Origin of the sequence: Pectobacterium polonicum (assembly GCF_005497185.1) — a bacterium.
Lineage (GTDB): Bacteria > Pseudomonadota > Gammaproteobacteria > Enterobacterales > Enterobacteriaceae > Pectobacterium > Pectobacterium polonicum.
Window position 1 is genome coordinate 1 of the sequence record NZ_RJTN01000020.1, and the last position, 26,744, is coordinate 26,744.

30 protein-coding genes are annotated in these 26,744 nt (G+C 49.5%); 2 read left to right on the forward strand and 28 right to left on the reverse strand.

Annotated elements, in window-relative coordinates; all coding sequences use genetic code 11:
- From EDI29_RS17370 to EDI29_RS17430, 12 genes are all read right to left on the reverse strand, one after another.
- Positions 1-1,488 (reverse strand): tail fiber protein (locus tag EDI29_RS17370; RefSeq protein ID WP_241664961.1); only part of this gene is annotated, 1,488 nt, incomplete at its 3' end.
- 57 nt (positions 1,489-1,545) lie between these two features.
- Positions 1,546-2,010 (reverse strand): DUF4376 domain-containing protein, encoded by a 465-nt coding sequence (locus EDI29_RS17380; RefSeq protein ID WP_206664366.1) that lies wholly within the window; start codon positions 2,008-2,010, stop codon positions 1,546-1,548.
- A gap of 39 nt (positions 2,011-2,049) precedes the next feature.
- Entirely contained in the window at positions 2,050-4,569 is a 2,520-nt protein-coding gene (locus tag EDI29_RS17385; protein WP_137741893.1) for an immunoglobulin domain-containing protein, read from the reverse strand.
- Positions 4,570-4,571: 2 nt separating this feature from the next.
- Positions 4,572-5,480: a baseplate wedge 1 family protein gene (locus EDI29_RS17390; protein WP_137741894.1), complete on the reverse strand. Its 909-nt coding sequence runs from the start codon at positions 5,478-5,480 to the stop codon at positions 4,572-4,574.
- Positions 5,473-6,675 (reverse strand): baseplate J/gp47 family protein, encoded by a 1,203-nt coding sequence (locus EDI29_RS17395; protein ID WP_137741895.1) that lies wholly within the window; start codon positions 6,673-6,675, stop codon positions 5,473-5,475. Before EDI29_RS17395 ends, EDI29_RS17390 begins: the two co-directional genes overlap by 8 nt.
- Positions 6,675-7,025 (reverse strand): contractile injection system sheath initiator, encoded by a 351-nt coding sequence (locus EDI29_RS17400; RefSeq protein WP_137741896.1) that lies wholly within the window; start codon positions 7,023-7,025, stop codon positions 6,675-6,677. Before EDI29_RS17400 ends, EDI29_RS17395 begins: the two co-directional genes overlap by 1 nt.
- A 56-nt stretch (positions 7,026-7,081) precedes the next feature.
- Positions 7,082-7,744: a Gp138 family membrane-puncturing spike protein gene (locus tag EDI29_RS17405; protein WP_137741897.1), complete on the reverse strand. Its 663-nt coding sequence runs from the start codon at positions 7,742-7,744 to the stop codon at positions 7,082-7,084.
- A complete protein-coding gene (locus EDI29_RS17410; RefSeq protein WP_044209579.1) occupies positions 7,741-8,637 on the reverse strand; it encodes a phage protein in 897 nt (298 codons plus the stop codon). Before EDI29_RS17410 ends, EDI29_RS17405 begins: the two co-directional genes overlap by 4 nt.
- The gene (locus EDI29_RS23255; protein ID WP_044209582.1) at positions 8,634-8,921 is read right to left on the reverse strand and encodes a phage baseplate plug family protein; all 288 of its coding nucleotides are present in this window, start codon (positions 8,919-8,921) and stop codon (positions 8,634-8,636) included. The genes EDI29_RS17410 and EDI29_RS23255 overlap by 4 nt, the downstream gene beginning before the upstream one ends.
- Complete coding sequence (locus EDI29_RS17420; protein ID WP_137741898.1) at positions 8,918-9,580, reverse strand: phage baseplate protein; 663 nt, start codon at positions 9,578-9,580, stop codon at positions 8,918-8,920. Before EDI29_RS17420 ends, EDI29_RS23255 begins: the two co-directional genes overlap by 4 nt.
- The gene (locus EDI29_RS17425; protein WP_137741899.1) at positions 9,577-11,322 is read right to left on the reverse strand and encodes a hypothetical protein; all 1,746 of its coding nucleotides are present in this window, start codon (positions 11,320-11,322) and stop codon (positions 9,577-9,579) included. Before EDI29_RS17425 ends, EDI29_RS17420 begins: the two co-directional genes overlap by 4 nt.
- Positions 11,323-11,495: 173 nt before the next feature.
- Positions 11,496-12,002, reverse strand: a complete 507-nt coding sequence (locus EDI29_RS17430; protein WP_137741900.1) for a hypothetical protein — start codon at positions 12,000-12,002, stop codon at positions 11,496-11,498.
- Between the two features lie 96 nt (positions 12,003-12,098).
- Between EDI29_RS17430 and EDI29_RS17435 the strand changes: the two genes are divergently transcribed.
- Together EDI29_RS17435 and EDI29_RS22790 are read left to right on the forward strand one after the other, a co-directional pair.
- Positions 12,099-12,611, forward strand: a complete 513-nt coding sequence (locus EDI29_RS17435; RefSeq protein ID WP_137741901.1) for a hypothetical protein — start codon at positions 12,099-12,101, stop codon at positions 12,609-12,611.
- Between the two features lie 431 nt (positions 12,612-13,042).
- Complete coding sequence (locus EDI29_RS22790; protein ID WP_167494529.1) at positions 13,043-13,948, forward strand: ORF6N domain-containing protein; 906 nt, start codon at positions 13,043-13,045, stop codon at positions 13,946-13,948.
- 214 nt (positions 13,949-14,162) lie between these two features.
- Here EDI29_RS22790 and EDI29_RS17445 read toward each other — a convergent pair whose 3' ends face one another.
- The 16 genes from EDI29_RS17445 to EDI29_RS17520 all read right to left on the reverse strand — a co-directional run bounded on the left by EDI29_RS17445 (position 14,163) and on the right by EDI29_RS17520 (position 26,482).
- Entirely contained in the window at positions 14,163-14,561 is a 399-nt protein-coding gene (locus EDI29_RS17445; RefSeq protein WP_137741902.1) for a phage tail assembly chaperone, read from the reverse strand.
- Positions 14,561-14,965: a hypothetical protein gene (locus EDI29_RS17450; protein ID WP_103164497.1), complete on the reverse strand. Its 405-nt coding sequence runs from the start codon at positions 14,963-14,965 to the stop codon at positions 14,561-14,563. Before EDI29_RS17450 ends, EDI29_RS17445 begins: the two co-directional genes overlap by 1 nt.
- 7 nt (positions 14,966-14,972) lie before the next feature.
- The gene (locus EDI29_RS17455) at positions 14,973-16,127 is read right to left on the reverse strand and encodes a DUF3383 family protein (RefSeq protein WP_137741903.1); all 1,155 of its coding nucleotides are present in this window, start codon (positions 16,125-16,127) and stop codon (positions 14,973-14,975) included.
- 8 nt (positions 16,128-16,135) lie between these two features.
- Positions 16,136-16,660, reverse strand: coding sequence for a phage neck terminator protein (locus EDI29_RS17460; protein ID WP_137741904.1), 525 nt, complete (start codon positions 16,658-16,660; stop codon positions 16,136-16,138).
- Positions 16,660-17,082, reverse strand: coding sequence for a hypothetical protein (locus EDI29_RS17465; RefSeq protein ID WP_137741905.1), 423 nt, complete (start codon positions 17,080-17,082; stop codon positions 16,660-16,662). The genes EDI29_RS17460 and EDI29_RS17465 overlap by 1 nt, the downstream gene beginning before the upstream one ends.
- A gap of 2 nt (positions 17,083-17,084) precedes the next feature.
- Positions 17,085-17,552 carry a hypothetical protein gene (locus tag EDI29_RS17470; RefSeq protein ID WP_137741906.1) on the reverse strand — a complete coding sequence of 156 codons (468 nt, stop codon included), beginning with the start codon at positions 17,550-17,552 and terminating at the stop codon, positions 17,085-17,087.
- Positions 17,549-17,962 (reverse strand): DUF4054 domain-containing protein, encoded by a 414-nt coding sequence (locus EDI29_RS17475; protein WP_241664962.1) that lies wholly within the window; start codon positions 17,960-17,962, stop codon positions 17,549-17,551. The genes EDI29_RS17470 and EDI29_RS17475 overlap by 4 nt, the downstream gene beginning before the upstream one ends.
- A 38-nt stretch (positions 17,963-18,000) precedes the next feature.
- Positions 18,001-18,501 carry a hypothetical protein gene (locus tag EDI29_RS17480; RefSeq protein ID WP_206664369.1) on the reverse strand — a complete coding sequence of 167 codons (501 nt, stop codon included), beginning with the start codon at positions 18,499-18,501 and terminating at the stop codon, positions 18,001-18,003.
- 1 nt (position 18,502) lies between these two features.
- Positions 18,503-19,438, reverse strand: a complete 936-nt coding sequence (locus EDI29_RS17485; RefSeq protein WP_137741908.1) for a DUF2184 domain-containing protein — start codon at positions 19,436-19,438, stop codon at positions 18,503-18,505.
- Between the two features lie 16 nt (positions 19,439-19,454).
- Positions 19,455-19,967: a structural cement protein Gp24 gene (locus EDI29_RS17490; RefSeq protein WP_137741909.1), complete on the reverse strand. Its 513-nt coding sequence runs from the start codon at positions 19,965-19,967 to the stop codon at positions 19,455-19,457.
- Complete coding sequence (locus EDI29_RS17495) at positions 19,967-21,172, reverse strand: DUF2213 domain-containing protein (protein ID WP_137741910.1); 1,206 nt, start codon at positions 21,170-21,172, stop codon at positions 19,967-19,969. Before EDI29_RS17495 ends, EDI29_RS17490 begins: the two co-directional genes overlap by 1 nt.
- A 9-nt stretch (positions 21,173-21,181) precedes the next feature.
- Positions 21,182-22,036 (reverse strand): phage minor head protein, encoded by an 855-nt coding sequence (locus EDI29_RS17500; protein ID WP_241664963.1) that lies wholly within the window; start codon positions 22,034-22,036, stop codon positions 21,182-21,184.
- Positions 21,981-23,372, reverse strand: a complete 1,392-nt coding sequence (locus EDI29_RS17505) for a DUF1073 domain-containing protein (protein WP_137741911.1) — start codon at positions 23,370-23,372, stop codon at positions 21,981-21,983. Before EDI29_RS17505 ends, EDI29_RS17500 begins: the two co-directional genes overlap by 56 nt.
- 2 nt (positions 23,373-23,374) lie before the next feature.
- A complete protein-coding gene (terL, locus tag EDI29_RS17510) occupies positions 23,375-25,015 on the reverse strand; it encodes a phage terminase large subunit (RefSeq protein ID WP_137741912.1) in 1,641 nt (546 codons plus the stop codon).
- Positions 25,016-25,247: 232 nt separating this feature from the next.
- On the reverse strand, positions 25,248-26,300 hold the full coding sequence (locus EDI29_RS17515; protein ID WP_137741913.1) for a terminase small subunit: 1,053 nt from the start codon (positions 26,298-26,300) through the stop codon (positions 25,248-25,250).
- 2 nt (positions 26,301-26,302) lie between these two features.
- Positions 26,303-26,482, reverse strand: a complete 180-nt coding sequence (locus EDI29_RS17520) for a hypothetical protein (protein ID WP_137741914.1) — start codon at positions 26,480-26,482, stop codon at positions 26,303-26,305.
- Positions 26,483-26,744: the final 262 nt, after the last annotated feature.

Sequence of the window (26,744 nt, forward strand, 5' to 3'; positions counted from 1 at the left end):
AATCTGTAGATATTTTTCAACAACAATTTTAGGTGTGACAGTCACAGGACGTGATGCTGTAACTCCTGAGTAGCGTCCGGTTACGCTCGCTGTCGCAATGCCGGCACCGGTCGCGGTAACAATCCCGTTTGTAACCCCCGCAATCTGAGATTCACTACTCGAGTAATCAACTGGTTCAGTGTAATTCGAGGGCGTAAACGTTATAGCTAGATTGTACGTTTCATCGACTTCTAAACTCGGCACAGCAGAAATAGAAATTGATGTCAGAAATACATATTGATTGAGCGTGACAGTTTGTGTTAATCCCGTGCTAATTGATGCAATGATTGTTTGTGTACCCGTTTGCCCCGCGAGCGCAGTATACAGACCACTGGCGTTAATATTGCCGAGCGACGAGTCGCCGACTGACCATGAGACGGGGTAATCGCTCTGAAATATTGCAGGCAAAACAGCAGCGGAAAATTGCCGCGCTGCTCCGGCATTAACAACTGCCGATTGAGGTGTTAGCACAATAGCTGTGGGAACAGGTACGCCGGGAGTCGAGTCTGCGCGATCTGTTTTTATAATGTACATGAGTGCGAGATTTTTAGGCCTCGTTTCATCACCGCCGCTGGACTCAGTGTTAGCCGGATCGTAATTATCAAACCCCTGAGCATCATCATTACCCCAGCCATCAATATGCCCACCCCATGTAGAACGCGGGGTTATTCCACCGCCGTGATCGTGTTTTGCAATTGAGTCGTTCTGAATGCTGCCGATCTCTCTATCGAAATCCGGGTCGACAGAGGACCCATTTGCCCAGCCACGGATGAAACGACCCCGCGCGTCTGGCACGCGTCCGCCTGGATATAGTAATGCTAGTTTGGGATTCGCTGCTGTGTCGAACTCCTGACCATTTAGCTCCAGCCAGCCATCGGGCGGAATTACTGACCCCCATTCGCCGATAAACCCAATCGGCAATAAATACGGCGTCAGCGCGGTTTTTAGTTGCTCGTCGAGATAGCTAGCGCCGTCGTGCAAGCGGCGGGGTGTGATGATCTGCGTATCTCCTGAACCCTCGATCGCCTCCTGCTCTGTAGCCTCCCGATAAATGAATTCCTGCCATTTCGTCGCATCAGCACCAGGCACTGACGTGTTGTTGTCAGCGATCGATACATACGATCTAAACGGCTGGTTCGCAGCTGCGCGATAGCGAACTACAGCGGCGGAGCTGTACGCAAACGCCACGCCGCCGTTATCAGCGGGAGTGATGTATTCAGGGAACCCGAAAATCTGATACTGCCGCACAGCGTTAGTGATGGCATACAAAATTGCATTCATCGCCTCACGCTCAACCGGTTTTGCATTCGCGTCTACAGTCGGGTCTTTTGCGTAATCACCGCCCCAACCTGATGGAAATGAAACCATGCCACTACTCTGTGTTGCGTCGGGTATGGTCTGGCGGTCGCCGCTCTGCGCAAACGGCACGCGAAAGAATTTCTGATCCATTTGAACTCCAGAAATGAAAAAGGCCGCTGAGTTAGCGGCCGGATGATGAGGTTTTATTTACAGACTATTTGACGGCCAATCCTCGTCAATCATTTCCGCAGTTAATTCATTCAGTAACAGTGAATTAACTAATGATTGCTCACGACTGAAACACGATTCAACGTAATCAATGACAGCATCATGCAGAGCGAGAATATCAACCGATGACAACTCGATGAATTGACCGTCAATAGTTTTCCAGTGAAATGTTTTATTTTCATCACGTAGGCATTTAATCGCCGCGCCGCACAGCATTGTTTTGCTGCGATCTGTTGTGTGGAATTGATTACCATTAAATGTAATTCCCGCCGTTTCTCTCTCGTAGCGAAATGTCGCAATCGCATCACGCGTTAACTGCTCACTAATAAGCCAACCCCACGTATTAATATCCCATGCGTAGATTTCAGGGTGTGGTTCCGGTTTTTTCGGCACCTCAACGTAACCCAGAAACGTTAAATCATCACCGCTGCTGACATATTCCATAATATCCAGACGTAACCAGTATCTTAACATTATATTCCCCTATGGTATTTGATACGCTAATTTATAATTTCCCGCTGTCATTGTTCGAAACGTCATGCTGTCATTTCGCCAACGAATTTCAACCTCGGCAGGATTTTGTAATCTCCACGATGATGTATTGTTCACATTGAGCAATAGTCGATCTATTGCAGCAACATCTGCTGATGGGTCTGCAATATCAAGCGCGAAAGCAAAGGAAAGCGAGTCCGGCACACCGCTGTTGGATGCAAACAGTTGCGTCCACTGGGCCGCAGTAATAGCGCCAAACTCAGCAGATGTCATACCGCCGTCGATCAGTTTTATTGCCCCCGCCGTATCAGCTGATAGCGCCCCTACATCAACCCACACATCGTTCCGCAAGACATGCCAGTTCACTAAATCCCGCGTCACGGCGACACGTACTTTGCCGTTACCCGTCTGCGTTGCTGTTAGCGTTGCAGAATTAATCTGTGACCATGAATTCGCAGACATTAATGATTTTTGCATCAATATTTGAGAGTACGGCGTTAGTGATATTTTGACACCGCCGCTGTGGGTTGAGATTATTTCAATGTTGCTGCCTATGCTGGCACTGCTGGAGATGCCCGCGAAATAAACGCCCTCACTGTTTATTACTGACTCTGTAACCTCCCCTATTATTTCAGTTGGAATTCCGTTTTTTATTGTGTAGTTTTTACCACTTGAGTTCAATATAAAACGGCTGGATGTCAGTATTTTCATACTAGACAGCGAAATGTACCTATCTGCCGTTGATCCATTTTTCGCAGTAACTAACAGTCGGTATATTTTGTATGGAGCGGAACCAGATACGTTATATGATCTAACTACTCCGGCCGCATTATTGTTACTACCATTAACACTATGTAGATTATCCCATGTAATTCCATCATTGGTGCCTTGAAAAACCCATGTATTCGGTGAGTTAACGAATTCACTGCTCACCCTGTTTGTGATTTGATATCCTGTGCATATTGATGGAATTTGTAATTCTACGCTAATCCATTTTGGAGTTGCTGGGGTTGGTACGTTACTCGCGTCAGAAAACCAATTTGTTGCAATGTTTCCATCAAACAATATCCAGGGCTTTATTTCAACGCCGCCCTCAACAGTATTACCGCTGGATCTAATCGTGTAACCGGCTGGTGTGGTGTCAGATGTCATTATCGGAACTAGCGATGATGACGGGATTGACATTATGCTGATATTTTTCCCTGCACTGTATGTGTTGTGAGTCCAGAATTGCCCGTTAGCTGTTAATTGATATTCACCGCCCGTGTACAGCCCTGCCACGCCGTTAAATACCACGGCCTCAGTTGAGTTATAGCTCGTTGAACTCGCAGCATTAAAATCATCAACTAAAAACGTAACGTTTGTGGTCCCCGCCTCCTCCTTTAGAGCAAACGCCGCGAGATTAAACGCACTCTGTGTGCTGATGTTAAACGTATGCAACTGCCCAGCGCCCGCGCCTGGACGATCGACAACAATATAACCAGGCCCGCCGCCAGAACCACCAGATGCACTGATAATTGTTTTCCCATTAACCGGGTTGTAACCCAGCGTTACGCCAGTTCCAGCCTCCAGCGATGCGGTAATGAGTTGCTGGGTTTTCTGTGTGTAGTCTGTGATATCTGCTGTCGTGTGAGTATGTACCGTCGCCGCAGCCCCCATCTGCGCAGGCGTTGGCGTCAGGTTACCGGAACCCAATAGCGACTGCCCAAATAGAGAGCGAATATTGGTACCGGAAACTAATGCAGCTTGCTTCGCGTTCCACGCTGTTTTTTCAGCAGCGGTGGTAAATTTCCGCGTTGCCGTCTCTGTGATTTTGTCCGCGTCGTAATCGCCGTTTTGTGCTGCTACTGCGCCAGTTCGACCGAATACAGACGATACGCCGGATACGGTAGCGGATTGCCCAGCAACCCAATTTGCGGACACAGCAGGATTAGAGCCGCCGTTCAGATAGAACAACTGGTCAATATCGGCCTGCGCGCAAATCGTGAGGTTTGCAGATGACGCCAGCGCCAGCCGCGCGGCTTGGTTTGCTACGACGACATAGCGCGATGCGAGCACCGTTAACATTGACGCGGGGATTTTGCCGGACGCATCCAGTTGCAGCCAGCCGTTAGACTGATTCGCCAGCGAGCGCTGAACATACCGCGTATCACCCCGCGTCTCGTCAAAATACTGAGAATGCGGATCGAGCGCGGTTAGGTGCGCCGTCATCAGTGAGTCTGCCGTTCCTGCGGCGTCTGCTCCTGCATCAGCATACGTGACAACAACGTTACCCGTTTTGCCGTTCACTGACATAACCAGACGCGTGGACAGGTTCAGTAAACGGTCGCGTAGCCATTGCGTGCGGTCAGCCAGCGCTTTCGCCTGCCAGTTTGCGGGATTAATATCTGTTCCGTCATAGCCAAGTACTGGTGTTTCAGTCGTCAGTAATTTAACTACAGGGGTAAATTCTGCCGTCTCCTGCATGTCCGGCAGATCATCGATGTTGGGGATTTCAACCTGGTCTGACATTATCAACCTCTGAATTTCGCACGACCGTTAAACGACACGGCTCCGTTAAAAAAAATGTTCGTAATCACCTCGCCGCTCTGCACGTTTTCCCACTCACACAGCGGCGTTAATACTTGAGCGCGGGCGACAACAGTGAACTCGTCGAATTGTGGCGTTGTGCTGAATTGGCCGTTATCGTCGGTTACCAGCCGTTCTGTTTCCGTTCTCCCGCCTGCCAGTGTGTAAATCAGCGTGACATCAATATCTGAAACAACGATCCCCGCCGCAGCCGTTAGCGCACCGGATAGCACACCATCAGCAAACGTCAGGGTTAATTTCAGGTTCGTGTAGATCTTGATGCCGTCGCCGTGCCAAAAAGGAGCGCGGAAGTTTGCATAGTGCTGGCCGAATCCAAACGGTTTATATGTGATGACCCGGACATCTTTATTCCCCCCCCCCTGAGGTCGCGGGATTAGGTCATAGTCCTGAATCAGTTGCTGCGTGCCGATGTCAACGTTGTGAGTAAACCAGATCAGGCGCATTTCCATGTCCTGCCCGTCAAGCAATCGGGTCGGTTCATTCATGATGTAGCTGGCTGCGAACTGGATTTCGTCAATCGTGGCCACGCTGTTGTTTTTGAAAATTTTCGCCTTAATCATTCGGCGAAACAGGTCATCATTAACGGGCGCTGGCTGACATGCGGGTGAGAACGTACCGAGCGGTCGCGTGCGGTAACCAACGATGCGACCGCAGATATCAAGCTGCTCTCCCTCTGCGGTGTCGATATCCAGCATCCGTTGTATTTTATCGGCCTGATCTTCAATGCTGGCCTGAGCGATAGCCGGTAGTATTTTCAGCCACTCAATTAATTTCGGGGCGTTTTTATATTGCCAATAGGCGCGGCTTAAAGCCTTTTTCGTATGGTCATACATAGACCACCTCTATATTTTCTGCGCTGAAAATACCGAGCTGGTTAAACGCAATATCAACCTGAGCATTCACCGCAGATGCTGCCGACATCCCTACACCGATCGACTGAACAAATCCGCTGCCAGCGACAATGTAGTTAACTGGGGTATACAACCGCCCCGCCCCAACATCCTCACCAATTCGAAATCCCGTCTTTGCAAATCCGGTTGTTTGCTCAAACCCGATGTTCGAATACTCAACGATAGAGCGTTTTATTTCGTCATCATCAAATCGCCGATCGCTGGAGATGCTGACGCGAACAAAGATAGGAATAAACTCCGGCCGGAAAAACGTAGCATTAAACGGGTTTCCGCCTGGCGTAACCGTATCAGTGCTGATTTTGTTCGGGATGCTGCTGTTATAGCGATTCAGCCCGCAGCCGGGATTTTTCCGTTTCGCGATCGCTGCGACAATATCTGCAGGTTCGCCGCCGTCAATGACGATCGCCAGTGAATGCCCCTCGACGCCATTTTCATCCGGTGCGGACTCAGTGTTTTCATAAATACGGACCTGTTTCATTCCTTCCAGATTGACCAAAGCCGCATAAATATTGTCGAGCTGGTTATTGCCGGGGAACGCAACAGACTCATTGCGACGAACGCGAAACGCATTATCTGATTCCTCATCACGTCCGAGCGATGCGGGGTTTGCGTTGGTAACGGCGGTAATGCCACCGATCGGCGTGGCAATGATAGACAGGTTATTGCTGTTTCCCGCCTGACTGCCAGCGGTTGTGCATGTAACGTTAGCTGTTGCCATGCCGCCGCTGCTGGTTTCCACTGTGCTATCTGTTGCCCACAGCGTGCCGGTAATCCGATTTCGCACCAGAGTACCGGCAGGAATTTCAACAAGCGGCGTGCCAGTGAATGTCACTGTAACAGTTGAGAATGTACTATCTCGGCGCGTAATACCCGCGAACGCCGCTATGCGATCGAGCTGTTGCCCAATCGCTGAATTGGGATCGGCTGAGTGATAGGCACTGATAATAGCCTCGTCCAAATTCGCCAGTGTTTCACACCATGCAGCGATAATGAGGCCATCCGGCGATTCTGGATTGATATTCCAGCCGTCATCAATATCAAGATAGCGCTGGCGCATAACGGCAACATAGCTGTTTAACGTCTGCCCGCTCACGCCATCTTTGGTAATTTCAGCCATCAGATAATTTCCTCATCAAACAACAATTCAAACTGCTCGTTATTGATGTCCACTAGCGATGCGTAAATTGTGATTTTTCGCGTGGTCTGGTCGATGTTGAACTCAAATCGAGTGAGGCCAATTACGCCCGGAGCAGTCAGGATCCGCTGCTTAATACTGGCTGCGGCAATGTCTACCTGTGTTTTACCGAGAATTGATTGAAACCACGGCGTCCCCTCTGCGGCATTGAGAAAATATTCACCGAGAAACAACCGCAGCCTCCTGATGATCCCTTGCCGTGTAGCCTCTTTTCCCGTTGCGAAATGTTCGCCGTGCGTGACAATGTCGCCGTCTATAAAATTACGAATCATGATTAGCGCCCATAAAAAAGCCCCAGCGATGCCGGGGCGTGAATGTGGTTTCAAACTTATTGAGGGCCGTCAGATATCCCACTGCCGCGCTCAACACCTCCGTGCGCGTGATCATCAAACTCAATATCACCAACAGCCAGGCCACCAGTGGTAACCTCTGTCCGTCCATCCAGCGTTGTTTTGCCGCTGTGCGTTATCCCTTCGGGCGAAACCGTCAACGAAACGCCGCCACATGTCAGGGCTATCCCTCCATCTGTCAGGTGGATGCGCACAGAGCCGTCACGATTACTCATGCCCACACCGGATGTGGGTAGGTTGGGAATCGCGGTTTTCAGTGACCGATAACCGGGTGAGAAAAACGCATCTGCCGGACTGCATATCCTCATACTGTGCGGCGCTACCGGCCCCCCCTGATCAAGCCATGCATCTATTGCTCGCTGACTAAAGTGAATCAGCCCCTCAGTTTCTGCGGGTAACTCATGAAATACGGACCAGTTGGCAGTACCGGAAAATTGAACAGGCACGTTTTCAATAATTGGGAATGTTTCAAAATTATCCCCATTCCTTTTTTGAATCCCGCACTCTATCTGCGCTCTCTGGTTTTTGGGATTGTAGGAAATTATTTTTCCCGGCAAACAGATCATCAGTCGTGAAACGCTGGCAAGTTTTGCAGCCTCGATAGCTTCATACAGCGGGTTTCCTTGCTGAGTTTTATTCATAAAGCACCTCGCGCCGATTCAATTCGTAATAGTGCCGATACGGTTGTTTTCCACAAATCTCCGTAGAAATCACCCTGATGCATGGTTGATAACACCGCAAATTTCCCAAGGCTACGTTGCCGCCTTGAAGCGTTCCCCTCTCCAACTCTATATATGTCGCTGAATCCATATGTTTCAAACTCAGAAGCAACATCAACCCAATCCAGAATACGGATACGATGATCTAACTTAACATCCACTTCTATTTGTCCGAGGTAGATGCGGGGAACCCCCTCCATACCATTATCTGACCGTATGATGTGGGTGATTTTTTCACGAGAATAGCCACTCTTTGCAATTACAATCCGGTTGCTTTCAAAAAACCACTCAAACCCATATATCCGTTTCAGGTCATTCATTTCATCAACAGATTTTCCTATCCGTGTATCGCCATATATCGCTAGAGGTAGTTGTGAGAAATCACCAACGATATCGACATCAATACCGAATGTGTTCGCCACATCACGAACAATCTCTATCGGCGGGGTATTATTTCCCCACGTTTTATTAATCGAAACCCCTTTCCATTTATCGAAATGAGACCAGCAATAAAACCTTATATATGTAGATACTCCATCCTTTCCGGTTTCAATGTTGTTAATTTGGCCTCTGAATATCATTCCCATGTTTCCAGCGTAACCCGCATACAGGAAAATTTCATCATACTCGCGGTAAAGCCGCTGACGGGTTGCTCGAGATATCCCATAGATAGAGATATTGGCTGTAGTCTCATGGTTATTCGGCGTTCCAGCCACTGAAAATCTTATTTGCATGGGCGGTTCATAAACTAAATCACTCCCTCCCATGCTGGACTTAATGACCAGTTTATAGCTTCTACCAAATATCACACTCATAGTGGATACCACTTCAACTGATTGCTAATACCCAAATTATCAAGCGTAGGAGTTTCACCCTCCAATATAATTTGGCCGATCTTAGTATTTAGACCTGACAATAAATTAATTCCCGAATGCATTGCCCTACCAAGAACAATAGGATTTTCTTCACGATCATGAATATCTACACGGAAGTATTCATATCGCGTCATCCAATTAATGGTGAAGCGCAAATTATGGTTGTTTAGCGTCACAGAGAATTCTTGGGACGCAGTCCTGTTATTTAATGGGATTATCTTCATTGTGGTGTCACCTCTCCACGATGAATGGTTGCCTGCCCTTGTGTTGCAGCGGTATCACCAGCAGGCAGATTAGCATTGATTGTTTCAGCATCATGATTGCGATCGATAAGTACCAATTGACGCATTTCAACTACCAACTCTAAGCCGCCTTCATTTTCCTTGTTCGTTACCGTTCTGGTGTTAGTGATAATCATGTTTTTATATGCCGCTTTAGTGCCGATCACATCTATAATCTGGTTTCCCAGTTTATCTGGTGTGCCAGTCTGAATTTCCCTGATCGCAGCCAATACCGTTTGAGATCGCTTATCACCCGATGGCACAGTTGCTAATCCTATTGATGCTGCAACCCCAGCTAATGCCGCAGCGCCGCCTCCCAGAACAGAACCTACAACACCAACGCCCACACCAGCCCCAATACCTGCGATAGTTGAGTATTGCCCTGCTTCTGCCATTAGTGTTTTTACAGGGTTGTCAGATAGAGCAACCGTCATCGTCACATACAACGGGCGAACCACGGCATTGTCATTGGCTGTTATCGCGTTTTCTAAGGGATACTCACTTACGTCCGTTCGTAACTCGGTTGATTCCTCAAGAATCGCGTCAAAAAAAAGCCCGCTAATTTGCGGGCGAGTTTTATTAAATATTCCGACGATACTCATTGGATATCAGACTCCTGTGATAGTTTCAGGTTTCGTCCGGCTTCCGCCAATCCGTCCCTAGTCCCAGCTATCGCCCCCCTTCGCGCAGCCTCTTCAATGGCGGCTGGATCAGATGCGCCTCTGGCATCCACGGTGGAGTGAACCGTTACGGTGGTTTCTTTTGATGAACTGCGATTTAAAAATTGCTGGTCAAACTTCTGCCTATCGTTGTAATAACCCATTGTTCTATCGTAATAATCCAACCCAAAATTAGAGTCTACGACACCAGCTATTTGTTGTGGTTGAACATACCCTTTGCCGTTTTCATGATCGATGATCCCCTGCATAAGGCGAGCCATCATCTGTTTATCGTTATAGTTTAATTTCTCGTTTCTACCCTTCCCTGTGGCACGAGAAAGCTGCTCTGCGTAGGCGACAATATTATTCCCATCAGATGCAGGGGCGTAGGTATTAATTATCTCATCGATAGTGTCTTTTCCTCGACCAAAATACAGGCCAAGCTGTTGATATAAAGCCTCGATGCCATCATCCATAGATGAAAAAACAGCAAAGCGACCATTCGCGCCATCTTCCTTTCTGGCTCCTTTTTGCCCCATGAAATTCAGGTTACCCGGATTGTTATTTCTTATCCCTCTCGGCGCGATATTGCCCGGGATATCATTTGCATAGGGGTTAGGCCCTGTAGCTATTCTTGCCGGACGCTGAGGAACTAGGTTGTCTTTCAGTCCAAAGAACCCAAGAAAATCACTGTACGGATAGTTAATATTTTCGTTAAGCCATCTTCCCGCCTGGCGCTTGTTGTAATCCCAAGAAGATGAAGCACTATCTTTTATATTGTCGAAATCATTATAAAAATATTCCGCATAAGCCGCAGCGCCAAGAATGGGTAGATTGCTAAGAAACATCTTCCCCCCTTTTTGCGCTGCATTTATTGCGACAAGTATCGCTATACCCTTAGCGGCTTGCTCAAGATATGGCATAGCCTGGTCGAGCTTTTCTACAATCCCTTGCTTATTATCCGTTAACCATTTATCGGCACGCTCAGCGAGAGCAGTTAATTTTGGTGTTAATTTAACACTTACGGCATTGCCTAACCCCTCAAGATTAGTCGTAATGTTTTGCATTGCTGTGTTGTATTCATCAGCAATTCGGATTGTTTCAGGGGTGATCATTCGCCCTCTTTTGTTGTACTCCTCAAATTGCTGGTTAAGCCAATCGGGGCCTTTAGATAAAACATCTTGCTCTGTTGTATTTAGACCCAAAGCCTTTGTGAATTTTGTTAATGCATCAGGGTTGTTTGAAAGCTGCTGCATTTGCGATGACATCCACATAAGCCCTGACTGTGGATTACTTAGTTCAGCCAGTTCATAAGGGTTTATTCCCGCATTACGCAAGGCCATCGGGTTAACCCTTCCCTCTTTTGCATCATCTCTGAGAGTGTTTAATTTCTCTATCGCGCTCATTGCGTCACGAACGCTGCCCCCCATCGACTCAAAAGCATATCCCCAACGGAGAACGTTGTTAGGATCAATAATGTTACGTCGAGAAAAGCGATCTAGTTCAGAGACAAACCCCGCAAATTGCCGAGTGAGTTTATCAAATCCAAACCCAGCAGTAAGCGCTGATGCCATTTGCAGCATATTGTCGGTTACGCCCTTAAACGCAGCCCTTGCCTGATCGAAACTTTTCGCGTCGGTTTCTAAACCGAGTGAAACCAGTAATTCATCTATAGTTTCTGCCATTGTGCTATTACCTTTTTAGAGATAGAGCCTGCCACATAGGAAAACCAGCCCAAAGAGGCAGCACAAACCATACCGGCTTCCTCAGGCTCTATTCCTAAACAGGTTCTTTGGTGGGTTTTGCGCATGTGGTGCGCGGATGTAAAAAAAGCCTGCAACGCAAGCTTTTGATAGATTTATTTAGTGCAATTATGCGGATTATCTAATGGGTTTTTTGATATATCAAATTCATAGTAAATTTTCCCTTTCATGAAGTCATCAACAGTGAATTTTATTTTTTTCGTCTTCTTTACTGCATCTCTAAATTTTTTATTTGGCATTGGTATCATTATAGAATTACCAGTATACGCCGCACCAGAATCGAGATGCCCGAAGTAATCAGAATCTATTGAAACCATTATTCCATTATTTTTTGAGATAAGATCGTTGCTAATTCCCTTTATATGAATTATTTGCATCTCAGTAACGCCACCGATATATATTTTAACTCCGCCGCTACCGGTAGTGTTTACAGCATCAAGAGATTTATCATAAGAGACCTTTCTTTCCCACTTTCCATCCTTATATGTACATACTCCATCAACCTCAGCCATTACCGAAAACGAAAGCGCCGCCAGCAATAAAATCAATATCCTCACATCCTTGCCCTCAATAAACAGATCTGTAAGGAGATTATCGGCCACGTCAGCCCAACCTTTATGCTGGTATTTTGTCAGGATTTCGCGTCGTCGGGAACGGTGGTATTGATAGCCGTTAACCACACAGCAAGGAGCACCAAGATGGAAAAGTTCAATAGAACGCTACAGCAAGAAATCCTAAAGATATGCATAGCTTCCTACCCAGACATGCCAAGGCACCGCAGTTTTGACACCACAGAGGCTGCAAGGCTAACTCAAAGCGACGATGGATTGAAAGTTTTAAAGGCCAATATCCACTACATGAAAGATCATGGGTTGGTGACAATGGATCTCGCCACGGCTCGAAACCCTGCCTACATGCTCATCTCATTAAGAGCGACTGAAAAAGCTATAGATTTCATGCTTGATGACGGCGGGTTATCAGCAATACTTAATGTGCAAACGGTAAGGCTTCATAGAGAAACAATTGTCGCGTTTGAGGATATTATAACTATCGCTAATATCCCTGAAGATGAGAAGAAAAGCTTGATTTCAAAACTTCGCGAGCTTCCGGCAGACGCCATAAAACATTTGACGTTGCAACTACTCTCTCAGGGGGTTCTGAACATACCGGCCGCAATTCAACTAATTCAAAAACTCCTCCTTCGGGGATAAATTCATCCGAGGCGCTTCGTATCGAGAAGCGCCCCCACCCCAGACTTTCACTTAGTAGAACCCAGAAATCCTCTTGTGTCTCCGCGTGAATAAAAAAACCATTTGGACGCACAACTGCTGTGAAAATTTTCATTAATAGTTCCTTGCTTGTTTTATGCGTATTGACTGCTCTAGGCGGTTCCGCTATCTTCTTTCGCACGAGGACTCAAAACCTCAGCAGAAGCGGTCAGAACCAACCCCGTTAGTGTTGGATTTTTTATGCCTGTCATTCAGTGAACGCACTGCGCGGTCACGCCCCGAATCAAAGTCGGGAGGGCGACTAATACAACACCCGAAAGGGGAATAAGTCCGCGGTTTCTTTTGCGCCGTTTTGAGCCTCCCGACACCATCATCAAAAGTGGTTATCTCAAAAAAAAGCAAAAGAGGTCATTATGACTACCCAACTCTCCGCAGAAAACCTGTCAGTTATCGCCCACAATGGCATCCCTGTAATTACCACAGAGCTACTATCTCAGCTTTACGGCACTGAACCACTTCGCATCAGAAATAACCACAGCCGGAACAGAGAGCGCTTTGTTGAAGGTAAGCATTTCTATAAGCTAACTGATTCCGAACTAAAGGATTTTAAGCACAGAGTATCTTTAAGAGACTCAGTGAAAATTCCCGTGAATATTCGAGCGCTTATACTCTGGACAGAACGCGGCGCAGCCCGTCACGCCAAAATGCTGGAAACCGATCAGGCGTGGGATGTTTTCGAGAAATTGGAAGATTTCTATTTCAGCCAGCGTGAAAAGCGAGCGGAAGAACCTGTTCGTAAAACCAAGCAATCCACCGCCAAGCAGCTTACCCCGCTGCGTCAGACTGTCGAACGTCTGATCACCTCCGGCGTCGGCAATATCTACCCCGATATCTGGAAGTTGGTTCACAAGCGTTTTGATATCGAAAACATCCAGCAATTACCGCCAGACCAAATCAATGAGGCCATTAGCTACCTCGACGGGCTGGAAGGTGAATATATCGGCAGGCAGAACGAGCTGCCGCAACAGAAAGCCCCTCTAACTGTGCGGGAGGTAAACGAGCTTGTTTGGTTATGGGACTATGCCAACAGGTCTCAAGCCCTATTCCGTGAAACATATCCGGCGATTCAAACGATGAAATCAGAATACAGTGGGCGATTCTATGATCATTCCCGTGAGTTCTCATATGTCATAAACATGGCGCGGGACGCGTTAATGAAGATTATCTCTACGGTTGACGCTCACGACCTAGACATGCAAGCAAATCTCTCCGCGTGGATTAGGATCAAGAATAACGAATTACCTCCAAGCCGCCATTAGTTGCTACAGCGCATGGATGCGCTAAAAAGCTAAACCCGCAATTACGCGGGTCTTTTCTCTCTTGCACGCTCCACGCTATCGATTGCAGCTTCAATTACAGCGTGCATGATTTGCACATCATCAATCGTGTACGTGCCATCGAGCATATCAGCCCATCTCGCCAACGGTGGGCAGGCATCACCCGCCCCCAAACACGGACGCCATAGAAACCAGTCTACGCCGCTGTCGTCTCGTTCGTCGCTGTTGCGCTTGCGCCGTTTTCGCTCCCTGCGCTGAGCTTCCAGAAAGGGCCGATGTTTTCCTTTAGGGCTTTACCCAGCAGCAGCAGATAGTTTTGGATCTGGTCTTGAAATAGGTTTTCGGCGACAGGGATACTATCGGCATCACGCACCATTTTTCCGTTTTTGATGCACAACTCCTTTAGTCGGTTCAGCGACAATGCATCCATGCTGGCAAGCGCAACGGCTAACCCCATATCAGATGCATTGTCACCCAGCGCAGGGAGTACGCTATTTTTTGTGGCGATCTGTAGCATTTCGAGCTGGTCTTTTGCTGACGGCGTAGCACCTGTGTACAGCACACCATCAATCTCAATTTCAATACGACGTCCCATTAGGTTTCCTCGCTGTCTGCAAACTCAAAAATGAATTGTTCGTCAGAAACACTGGTTTTACCGCCGCGCGTCATTGATCCGCGGTTAACCAGTACGCCATCAAATCCCATGACAGTTTCCGCCGTTCCTGTCTGGAAAAACGTAAACGTGGCATCTACGCCCGTTTTCTCTACTGCCAGAATCTGGCGCACCTGGTCGGAGCCGGGGATAAGATTGACTGTGACCCGTTTTGGCCGCGTCTGGCTATCCAGACGCACCGATGTTTTACCAATACCGCGTTTCAGTGTGGCGCGCGGCTCTAAATCCTCGATCGTGATTGGCGGATCGGTATCGCCGAAATCATCAATCGGGATGCCGAATAACGTCAGGTTAGCGCCGTCAGCGCCATAGCGTTTCATTGCCATTGTGTGCTTACTCTACGTTGATGTTGATTTCAGCGACGTGACCAGCACGCGCCAGAATGACCAGCAGTGATGTCGGTGGATAAACACGCGCTTTACGCTGTGCTGATGTCATATCGAGCACATCCTCGGGCGAACTGCGCAGCACAAAGCCGAACTGCGCCACTTTCGTTTTTCCATCGTCGGGATCGACGTATGAACCGGTACCCAGCACACCGTTATCGAAAAAGCGTTTGCAAGTGGCCGAGACAGCCGACAGCAGGCCAGCATAATCACGCGGCGTCATGGCTCGCTTAGAACCTGCATTCGCGATGTAGTTGTAACCGTCTACCTGAATATGGTTTTTCAGTACGTCCAGATTAACCACATCATCAATAAATTCGCCGTATGACGACATCGATTTGCTGTTGATGACTCGGCTGTTATCGGTTGCGCCGGCCAATTCAATCTGAGTGAAAAACACAGCGTTTTTCGCCTTCAGTGCGTTGTATGCGCTGATGGCCAGATCGTCGCCGCTAACACCGGGCAACACCTGATATTCACCAGTGATAGCGGTATTGATACCCGCAGGCCGGAATTTGTGGAATGCTGCCGCCAATTGCACCATGGCGTAGGCCTGTGACGCGTCAGCAGTAACAGACGACGCTGATTTGTATCCCGCGAATACATGGCGGTTGCCTTTCGATTTGAGGGTAGAAATCACATCATTGGTAACGTTCTGGTCAATGATGTTATCTGCGCTAAACGTAAACCATAGCGGGTGGCTGGCAGCATCAGACCAGTCGGACAAATCCGGCAATATTGCCGCGGTCACGTCGGCATTTTTGAGAAAATAATGGTATCGCCAAATGCGATCGTTCGCGCTGTTGATGATTTCCAACAGCGTATCGTTCGCGTTCTTCATCCACACGGTAATCGTTGGCGGTTTCGGAGTGTTGGCGAAATAGCGGGTTGCAATGCGGTAAATGTCACTGTCTGTTTTAAAATCAGCTGCGACATCGGTTACTGAGCCGTAATCGCGGAACGTATCAACCGCGAATGTCACTCCAGCAATCAGATCCGCCACATCAGCGAACACTATCGCACTGGAAAAATCGGCATACCCCAGTCCCGCTGGCGTTAGCAGCACATTGACAGGGATGATGTTATCAACTGGATAAGCCATCGGGATATTTACCCCTCGTTAGTTAATTGAATATCGAACCCTGCGGCACGCAGTAGCTCGTATGAAACGGCGTGTTCGATGAACATGTGGATGTCGGCCTGCCAGCGCGGCTGTATACCTGCCTGCAAAATTCCGGTGAGGTTTCGGCATGTGCTGACGTGGCGCCAGGCTATTTCGTTGCGATACAGGAATTCACTGACTGGCTGACGGAAATTAGCGTTATGCAATCGCATGATTGCGCTTTCCGCACCCTCATTGATGATGTTCACAGATAAAATGAACTCCATCGACGTGGCGACGGTTTCGCGTACATCCTGCCACTGACCCAGCGAGGGATCCGATTCCTCTATGGCTGGAGTTAATTCGCGTCGCCGCTGCGACCAGCCGTATGCGCGAATGGGGATGGGTTTGTAGGTGGCATACAGTCCAGTTGGCGCGTCACGCCCCTGATCGGCAAGGATGACCGTTTCAACGCCAGACGTCAGCGACACCAGTTGCTGAAACACATCGTACAGTTCGCTGATGCTCTCCATTAGCCAGCACCTCGGTACCGCTCAACAACGGCGCGGCAGAAATTACGCCACGGCCGGTTATCGCACGACATTACGCGCCATTGCCGCACCGCCTGTCCGTCGCTAAACTCCAGAAGGTCAGCGAACTTGCCATTATCATCAGGGTATAGGTAGTTAACGCCATCATTGATGTGCACCACTCGCGCATCCTGCGGGTTAGTTGTACCGCCCATCCCCATCAGCATCTGCATGTCTTTCCACTTCGCTGGCTGAACGTTGACGCGCGTTAGCGGGATTGTTTCGCTGGGGGTAGTCTCTTCATAGCGTCCACCTGGTCCGGTATAGCCACCAGCGCCAGCACGAATTATCCGCACGCCGCCATCAATGGGAGAATTAAACGTCGAATCGACGTGGCCTTTCATATCCAGACCGTTACCAAACATCGTCAGTCCTCCACAACGTGGGTGATTTTTCCCTTTAAGAAACCGTGATTGATAAGGGGCTTCGAGCTGCCTTTAGCCTTAATTGTTGAATCGGCGTTAGCGGGTTGAATCCCTGCCTCAATCGCTTCCTGACAGAACCCAGCGGCACGGGCTCCGATTTGATCGAGCATCTGAAACGCGGTGATTTCTCCGCGCGCAACCGCGCCAGTCAGTGCACGAAATGCCTTTTTGATTTTGTCCTGATTCTGACGAATCGGAACACGGAGAAATGAACGCTCGGGTACGCGGCCATCAGCTGAACCAAATTCCTGAACGGCTCCGATGACGGCTATCGGTGCGCCGTCTTCGTAATTGCCAGAACCAGCTGGCAGGCCAACCAACACGCGGCGTTTAGCCATAACGCGATCCTGAATCTGCTGGAGCTTCTGCGCGATCTTGTTACCTCCGCGTACCTCTGCATTGAGTTTCATACCATCACCCCACCAGTTCCCGCACGGCGACGCAGGCGCATGAACTCCACGCCGTAAGTCGTCAGCGGCAAATCACCGTTAATTGTCAGGTCATCCATCGTCACGGATGGCACAGCAAACGATGTTGACTCATCCCCAACAGATTTACTGGAAATGGCATATGCAGCACCAACATCACCACCAGCAGAGCGTTTCCGCATAACCAGTTTGTGTGCAGCAAACGCAAACATGCCGCGCTTTTTGATGCTGACCACCCGCCCATCAGGATATCGCCCCCAGCGCTTACCTGTTTCCGCATCGCCCTCAGCGAGCGCGGTGATTACCCCTGAATCCGGCCACGTTGTTTCGTCGCTGAACTCGGGGTAATAAGCACGAAAATCGACAACGATTTGCGCTGTGATTTCCATCATTACCCCCATAAAGCAAAACCCCGCCAAATTGACGGGGTTTATTCGTTTTCGTTGGTGCCGTCGCCAGCACCGCCAGCACCATCACCGCTTTGTTCGGCGATTTCTGCAAGTCGCTCATCGATCGCTCTTTTCAGCGTTTCAGGGCTTGAGGCCGAGGGTGCTTTTTTACCGAACAGTTCTTCGTATTGCTCACGCAATGCGTCTTTATCCAGTAAATCATCTTCACCGCCAGCACCGCCAGCACCGCCAGCACCGCCAGCACCGCCAGCACCGCCAGCACCAGCATCGATCTGCGCTCGCAATGCAGCAATAGTTTTTTCCAACTCTTCGACACTGGCGCCACTCGTCGTAATCGTTGTTACGACCGGCTTATCATCGTCATCATGTTCAGCGCGAATCATGCCGGACTTAACGAACAGATGATTACGGAAATCACCGGACACCAGCGCAGAGTGTCCGCACGGAATGGTAATGCGCTGTCCCGTAACGGCATCAGTAACAGTTACGGGCGCAGTATGCTTATTGAATAATTCAGCCATTTTATACCCCATCAACATAGTGGCCAGCCTTCGGAATGCGCCACTCAGTGCCGCCCGTACGAACCAGCGCAGGAACTTTATAATTGACGTTATCCGCCGTCGCCGGAGCCAAAAAGCGCAGCGGCATCACGTCATGACCCTTAACTACACGCATTTCTTTCTTATAGAACATCATGCGATCGGTACCGCCAGCACCGCGACCTTTCAGCAGGATGTCATCTTCAAAATCAATGTCCTTGAAGTTTTGACGCAGGAATTCCAGCAGTGTGATATTGCTGGCGTTTTGCGTAGACAGCAGCGTACGCATCAACAATTGATGTTGCTCCGCTGGCAGTACGCATGCATTCGGACGGTGTACCGTGTTCGTATTTTCGATATATACGGAGTTATACGCATTCCCGAAATAATCGATAATCGGCTGCGTACCCTGAGTAGGGATTGCAGCCACCAGCGCAGCCAATGTTGCCGGAGCCGCTTCAGATGATACGTTGGGGCTGGTGTATAGCCCCTCGCCGATCCCTTTATCTCCCAGCAGATAAATTTTATTCATCCCCTGCTCAACAACGTCCCGCACCGCCTGGCCGCGCTCAGCATCAAGATTCACGTTATTCAGCATTGAGAAATTAATCTCTTCAATTGAATACGTGTAGCCCAGCGCCGCCGTTTTAATTTCGTGAAAACCCTGACTCATGGCGATATCTACAGTCGGAATGTCTGTAGAGTTTGGCCCCATCACCTGCAATTCCCCGCTTGAGTCAACCGCTCTGAACACCACTGTTTTTGACCAATCAGGGGCGCTGTTATCCAGTGGTAGCAGTGACCCGTATTTGAATTGCGGATACTCCAGGCGGTAAATCTCAGCTTCAATATGCGCCGCCTGCTGCACCATGAAAGATATGACCGCCGCAGGGGCCACATCAAACGCACTTTTTCTCATTCTGTTTTCCTTCCGCTTATGCGCTTACGTTCAAAATGCCGTCAACGCGGATTTCACCAACTTCACCAGCCGCAACATCCTCAACCCACTTGACTTGATTGAGAACCAGCAGGCCAGCACCAGAACCAGTTGTAAGCCGCCCCTGATTTTCCCCTGCCGTCAGAATGACGCTGACGGCTTCGCCTGCATCAGCACCGCTGACACACAGCGCAAACATCGGCCCACGGCGCAAGATGGATGCAACGTGATTGACGTCATATCCAGATGCATAATTGGGCGGATTGGTTGGTGCTGAGGGACTGAATTCAGCAAGTGACCGCACACTGAATCCGATGATTTCTGCCGCAGTTGTCGCAGCAGAAACAGGCGCACAGCTGCGGGGCGCAGAGCCGCGCACAACGGCACGCCCAAACGACACCAGCGCCGTTTCAACATTGCGGGAGATCACTTCAACAACATCGGTTGTTGAGATCTGCCCCTCATACGCTTTGCCGCGAAAGAGCGGAAAGCTATCCTGAGCAATGGCCATTATTTAGCCCCCTGATTCTTGTTGTAACGTTTGTCCATAAATGCCTGCCGCGAGCTATCACGCTGCGCCTGAGCATCACCCGTTTTTACCTTAGCCATGTCGCGAGAGAATCCGCTCAACGAATCAGTAGAGGTCTTATCCTTTTCTTCGTCGTCGTCGTCATCGTCGTCATCGTTTTCACGGCGCTCTTCTTCCGCGTCAAAATAGGCCGTAACATACGCATCAGGAGCGTTGTCCCATGATCCGTGTTTACGACACTTAATCCCTGCGGCATCCAGCGCGGAGCGTTTGATTTTCAGCGGATCGAGTGAATCACAGGAGAATTTCTCACCCGCGATTTTCGCAGCAGAATCACGGACAGACACGACCTCGGCGATCAGCTTCGAAATCGAGTCTTCGGAGGTTTTCTCCTTCAGTTCTTCGATCTCTTCATCTTTCGCGTCAGATTTGGCCTTTTCCTTCTCCAGTTCCTCTTCCGTCTGGTCTTTCGCCGCCTCGGCTTTTTCTTTCTCTTCTTCGGCGTCCTTTACGCGCTTTTTCAGGCTGTCAAAGCTGGCTTGAATCAGTTGAGCGGTTGCCTCTTCTGCAACCGTCGCGTGAACGCCAGAATCCAGCACAACTTTAAATGGCATGGGGTTTTCTCCCGTTGGTTTGTTGTCGAACAGACGCGCCTTGTGTCCGGCGCGAGCCTGGTCACATAACGCAATATGGTTAATGGTGATGTCACGTTGAACGTACTCGTATGCGGTACCGTCCGGTGCGATGCCGGGCGTATCGTCATACTCAGATGTATAACCGGCTGACAGCTCAGCCTTGCCCTTGTCGATTTCATCAATGGCCTGCTGGTCTTTGATTAACAAATCGACAACGACATAGCCCTCATCATCCGGTCGCCCAGGCGATGTTGCATGCCCCGCAGTCACCTCCTTAAACGTGGTTGAGTCCACCAGGTCATCGGGGTGATCGATAGTGACGTCCATGTTGTCGTAGCTCGCTAGGCTACTGGGTTTAAAAACCTCCTCAGGTGGGCGATAAACATTAACGATCTGACCAGGTGGCCTGTCCGTTAATCCCAGTTCGGACGCCAGATATTGCTGGATACCGACGCGAGCAACCCGCCCGGGAACTTTTAGGTAGCCTTCGGGTGTGATTTCTCGCTGGGATGGAACGGGAAACGCCACGCGGTCACGAATAGTGATCCGCATGATTAATCCTCAGTAGTCGAGACCTTTGATTTGTGGGATGGCATGGCAGCGACATCCAATGTGCGCCCTGCCGGGGAATAGGTCAGTTTGACCGTTATACTTAGCCCCGCGTGACCAGAGATAAACGCCGGCACCCATGCCAACATCTATCCGTGATATAGCGAAACACGATATTTTTGCGAGGGGATATTTCCCCGCGGGGTTTCCGCTCACACGCACGTCTTGCGACGTAGACCAACGAAAGCGATCAATACCCGCGTTCTGCTGGCGGGCGCTTGTTATATCAGCCTGAATTTTTGCCGTCTGGTCACGCGCTATCAGATGTGCGCGGTTGTATGCGGTTCCCGTACTGTGTTGCAGATTACGAACAATCGTCGTGAGCGAATCACCGCGCAAGATGCCGTCAAACACCTGCATCTGGATATCTTCGAAATAATCCGATGAAAGCGATTTGATGAGCGCAACGTTGCTCTCTATTGACGCATCAACGTAATTGACGAGATTTTCGTTAACCATCAGCGCCGTCATATCAATGCCGATGGCGCGGTTTATCTGCTCGACAAATGCCTCTGAACTGTCCGACTCGGCACGACTAACGACGCGTTGAGATAGCCGCTCAGCGTTGCGCTGAAACGCCGTATTCATGAATCGCTCTGACGCCTGCCGAATGGCCTCTTTCAGAATGTCAGTAAGGTAACTGTCTGCCGTGTAGTTTCGACGCAGTACCGGCACCAGCGCTTCATCAACCGCCTGCGCCATCTGCCGGACAATATCGCGGAGCTGTGCCCGATAAAATCGCTCGGCGGCGTCATTCGGCTTGATTGGCCGGATTGGCGCTCGGCGGCGTATTGGCGTTTTTGCCATCAACTCCTGCAAATTCTGCAAGCCGGAATTCGTAATCACCGTCCCGCTCTGCTTTTTCGTCAGATTCGAGCTCGGTAATATCAGACTCTTTGAGGCCATAAACGCCTTGCTCCATCAGTTTGCGCGCAACTTGAGATTTGCGAACAACGCCTTGCTGCAAGCGGAGTTCATCGGCCTGCGCATCTGCCAGGCGCTGCGCTGACAGTTCGGTATCAGTGGGTTGAGATAGCGGGGCAAACTCAAAATCGAGGCCATCAGGCATGGTGCCCAGCGTTGAACGGATCAACACCTCATCAATCCGCTTCAGGAACGGCCGATATTTCGACTCCTGACCACCACGTATAGTGTTGTAGTAATTGTTCATATCCCCCTGGCCGCTATCTCCCAGACCTTTAGCCTGAACACCAAATAGGCGCGTCATGGGAATGCCTGCGGCACCAGCCGTCCATTCCATCAACACAGACAGGATTTCACCGAGCCCGCCAAATGATATTTGTTTACGATCAAACTCCTCATTCTTATCCAGCAGTGCCAGACGATAGAGGGATTTCATCATTCCAAAAATGTTGTATCGCTGCGCTATGACATCATCCATGTCGCCAGCTGCCAGATCGTTAGCCAGATTTTCCCTATTGATGACGTCAATGTTTGCCTCTTGAATCAGCGCCGCAACTCCACCTTTGGCAGAAACCGCATCTTTAACGTCCTCTAAACATCGACGCAAACGGCTGTCATCCCACCCGCCATTTATCATCCGTAGGCGCATCGGAAGCTGAGCACCTGGCGCTTTCACGAAATGGCTATAGTGGATTTGTTGAGAGCCACCGTTCACAACGAAGTAATCCGGCAGCATGTAATTTTCTGCCAGCGGATTGGTGACGTTAAACGCCTGGCCGTTAATGAACATGCGATCGAGAACCAGCAGCCGCTTTAACGAACCTTGCTTTATTTTCTTCACTCTCAGCGGTCTGTTGAACGGCTGATCGGTAATCATCAACACGCCAGCGCCGCCATATACTCCAGCCCATTTAAACGCATCCTGCGTTACGGACTGAACGTTATAGAGCTTCTCCGCTTCACGAATGGCGGTCGCGTCATCAGAGGCGAACTCTCGCCACTCGCGGGTAGAGTCATCGACCGGAATATCAATAATGTCCCGGGCGATCCAGTTATCAATGTAAGCGGCTTCCAACTCTGCAAAATCTTGCAGCATGTTGAACATGAAACGGTTAAACGTTCTGCGGTCACGCTCCGTCCCCATTCCGGTCATCATGTTAGCCAGACCATCATTGCTAACTCGGATTCTGGGCTTTCCGCCGTATTTATTATCGGTCATCGTTAAACCCATCCCCACCCGGCACTAGCGCCGGAAATTAATTCGATCTCGATCGCGTCCATAAACGTATCGAGAATGTCGTCGTTTTTGTGGCTGTCATCTGCGGAGAAATCCGCGCATTCGGCGAGTGCTGGCATAACCCAATCAGTTCGTGCGGCCACGGTTCCATCTGCGTAATAAACCTGGTCGACTCGCTGCCCGTCATCGGTTAGCAGAGCGGGAATGAATACCGTCCCCGTTTTGATTTGAGGGACCGTGTTCAGGCATCGGATCAGCTTGTTTTGGCCTGCGCCGCGCGGGATTTCCAGAACGGGAAGTGATTTGCGCTTTTTCAATGTGGTGATTAGCCCTTGTCCCGCCTGTTTGTCCTCAATCCCCATGTGGCGCAGTGGTGCGGGTCGCTTGCGGTCAAATGGTCGCCATTTCTCCCACAGCTCAATCGCCGTTTTTAGCAGATCTTCGGGGTCCCACTTCCCGCGCACGCTGTCGATGATGTAGAGGTTTCCGTCAATGCCCACGCCCACCAGCGTAAAAACGGTGTAGTCGTTGAAGTCCTCGACTTTCCCGCTGTTCGTATCGACGTAGACGGCGCGATGCGTGAGTTGCGGCAGATGCGTGTAACGCTTAAACCAGTCCGTATCAATCAACCCGCCAGTAAGCGCGCGCGGGCGTTGCATGTACTGAGACAGGAACGTGTATTCATCACGCTCCCATAGGCGCATCAGGTCGCCGACGTATTCGTTTACAGGCCAGTACGACCAGTAACGAACGCCGCCGACAACGACGCTCTCAGTTTTCTTGACGGAGAACCAACACAGCGACCGCCACGGCTCCGGCAGCGAATCGATGTACTCTTCGCTAACCAGCGCAGGGATTGTGACGTGATGGAAATCGACACCCATTCCGCCAGATAGCATGAAGCCGGTTGCGTCGTTGGTGTGTAACCGCTGCTGAATGCTGACGAATGGAGACGGGTGATCTTTCGATTTATCGCCGCGGCGTGAACGAATGGTGTTCACTAACAGGCGATTGGCGTTCTCACGCTTGGTACCGGAAAACATATCTTCCGGTTTGTTGTAGTCATCGAGACAAACGAAACCGGAAAAATCGGGGCCAGGGTAACCACCACGACCGCCCGTAATCTGCCCACCACTGGATCGAGAGACTGTTTCACCGATGGTGCGCCCTCTGGCATTGATAACCTGCCATTCCTCAGCCTGATTCACGCCGAATTTACATGGCCACAGCGACTGATATTCAGGGCTCGCGATGATGTCACGCGTGCGGCGGGAATTACGCTTTACCAGCGTGTCAGCAAATGAAATATTGAGATTACGGAATCGTCTGAGCTTTTCCGTTTGCACCAGCATGTTGATATAAGCCGGTAGGTGGACAGAAACGAACTCAGTTTTTGTACCACCCGGAGGGACGTTGATAATCAGGTTTCGGGGCTGCAACCTGCCAGCCACCAGATCATCAATCTTGCTGGCCATCATTTTGTGATGCCAGTTCACCAGCAAGCGATCGCCCTGCAACATCTCAAACCAAATGCGGGTGAAGTTTAAGAATGATTTTTCAGATTTGGATTTCAATGCCACCCGAGCGGGGAAATCCAGATTTTCCCATTCGAGTAACTGTGACATTTTTCAATCCCGATTTTTACCCGTTTTGGGGGCTATTTAACATATTGTAGATTTTGCGCACCACGCGATCGGAGCTCGCGCCAAAATCGCCACGAAAGCGTTAAAAGTGCGGGTTTTCTCGGTAATAAATGAGAGTTTTCAGCAGCAACATTTTGATAACAAAACGCCGCTATTGCAGTTCGAACAAAACGACAGATGAAACCGATTTTTTCCTGTGTTTTCTCTGCCGCAATCAATCCAAATCAGGGAGTTGATTTTCTAACGCTGACTGCGCCTTAGCGTAATCCTCTGGCGTGTAATTCACCTGGTTGATCGGACCACCATCAGCACCCGTTAGCTCTGTTCGGTTTTTCAACATCCCTAAATGCTGAGCAACCATCTTCAGGGCGTCATCCTGATTGCGAGTGATGACCTCCAAACCGAACTTACCTTCTTTCACACCAGCGTACAGGCGACGAGCTGCGCCGCGTAAATCTCGCGTGTCATGAAAATGCGACCGACTAACACCCATACCGTTACAGCGTGGACATTCAGGATTGGGATCGAGTTGTGCGTCAAAGCCATAGCCGCCGTTATCTTTTGGTTCCGGCTTCTTGGCTTGCTTTGCTCTGTCGCTCGCTTCTTCAAACTCTACCGCATCTTGCCATTGGTACTGGAAACCAAATCCCCAGCAGTGACGGCAGCACAAGCGGCGCAATTCGGTAATCTGGTTAGCGTCAGCGGTCGCAATCTCCCACCACATTTTCAACACGTCATCTTGGGTGATTTGAGTGCGGCGTTCTCTCGAGTCCAAAGCATCGCGAATGGCTCGGCTAACCTTTAAATTTCTATAAAGGATCGATGCCGCAGCGTAAGCCTGTTGCCCTTCACATTTGTACCCTGCCCGTTTGTATGCGGCGACTCGGTTAAGGTCTTTAAGGTACTCATTCACGAAACGAGCCTGCATGTCGTTAAGGCCGTATTCATCAGGGTTTAGCGTCCAGTCATCGTTCGAGTTTTCAATTGTCGGGCAATTCGAATCAATTTGATTTTCAATTTGAGGAATTGATTTTGATGACTGTAAATCCGTCCGACCGTCCGACCGTCCGACCGTTTTTTTTGGTCGGGATTTTTGTTCGGCCTGGTCGGGGTTTTTGGTCGGTTTTTTCTGGCGAACCCATTTAGATTTTTTCGCCATGTCGATTAAGGTGGACTTTGCTATTCCGTGCTTGTCGGCAACCTTCTGAATAGAGAGTTCACCGGCACAGTAATCGCGCTTGATAGACTCCATATCCGGCTTTGCCATGTCTATTCCTTTTTATTCTCGCCTGTATCAACAGTGTCAGGAGTGGTTACGGTGCAAAACTCTCGTAGAAAAAATTCATACCCCCGCAGTTCTTTCCCATCATCACGCTTTAGCTTTTGGTACCAATGCTCATCCTCAATAGATGGCCATTGGAAAGATTTTGCATGAGTCGGTTTATTCATAATACCCCCGCAGGCAATGACCTTTCACCTTTAGCATTTTATAAAACCATTACGCTATTCACTCGTTTGGAAATGAATAATGTGATGGCAATAAAAAACCGCCCGGAGGCGGCTAGTCTGTTCTTTCCATGTATCGGCATATCGGAATGCCGTTTTTATAAACGTGTCGTATTCGACCTATTGGGGTTTCGTGCTCAATGCGAACGGGCGTTTCTATGTCTAGTGAGCGCTGACGTAAATCAAAATCGCTCAGGTCAGGCTC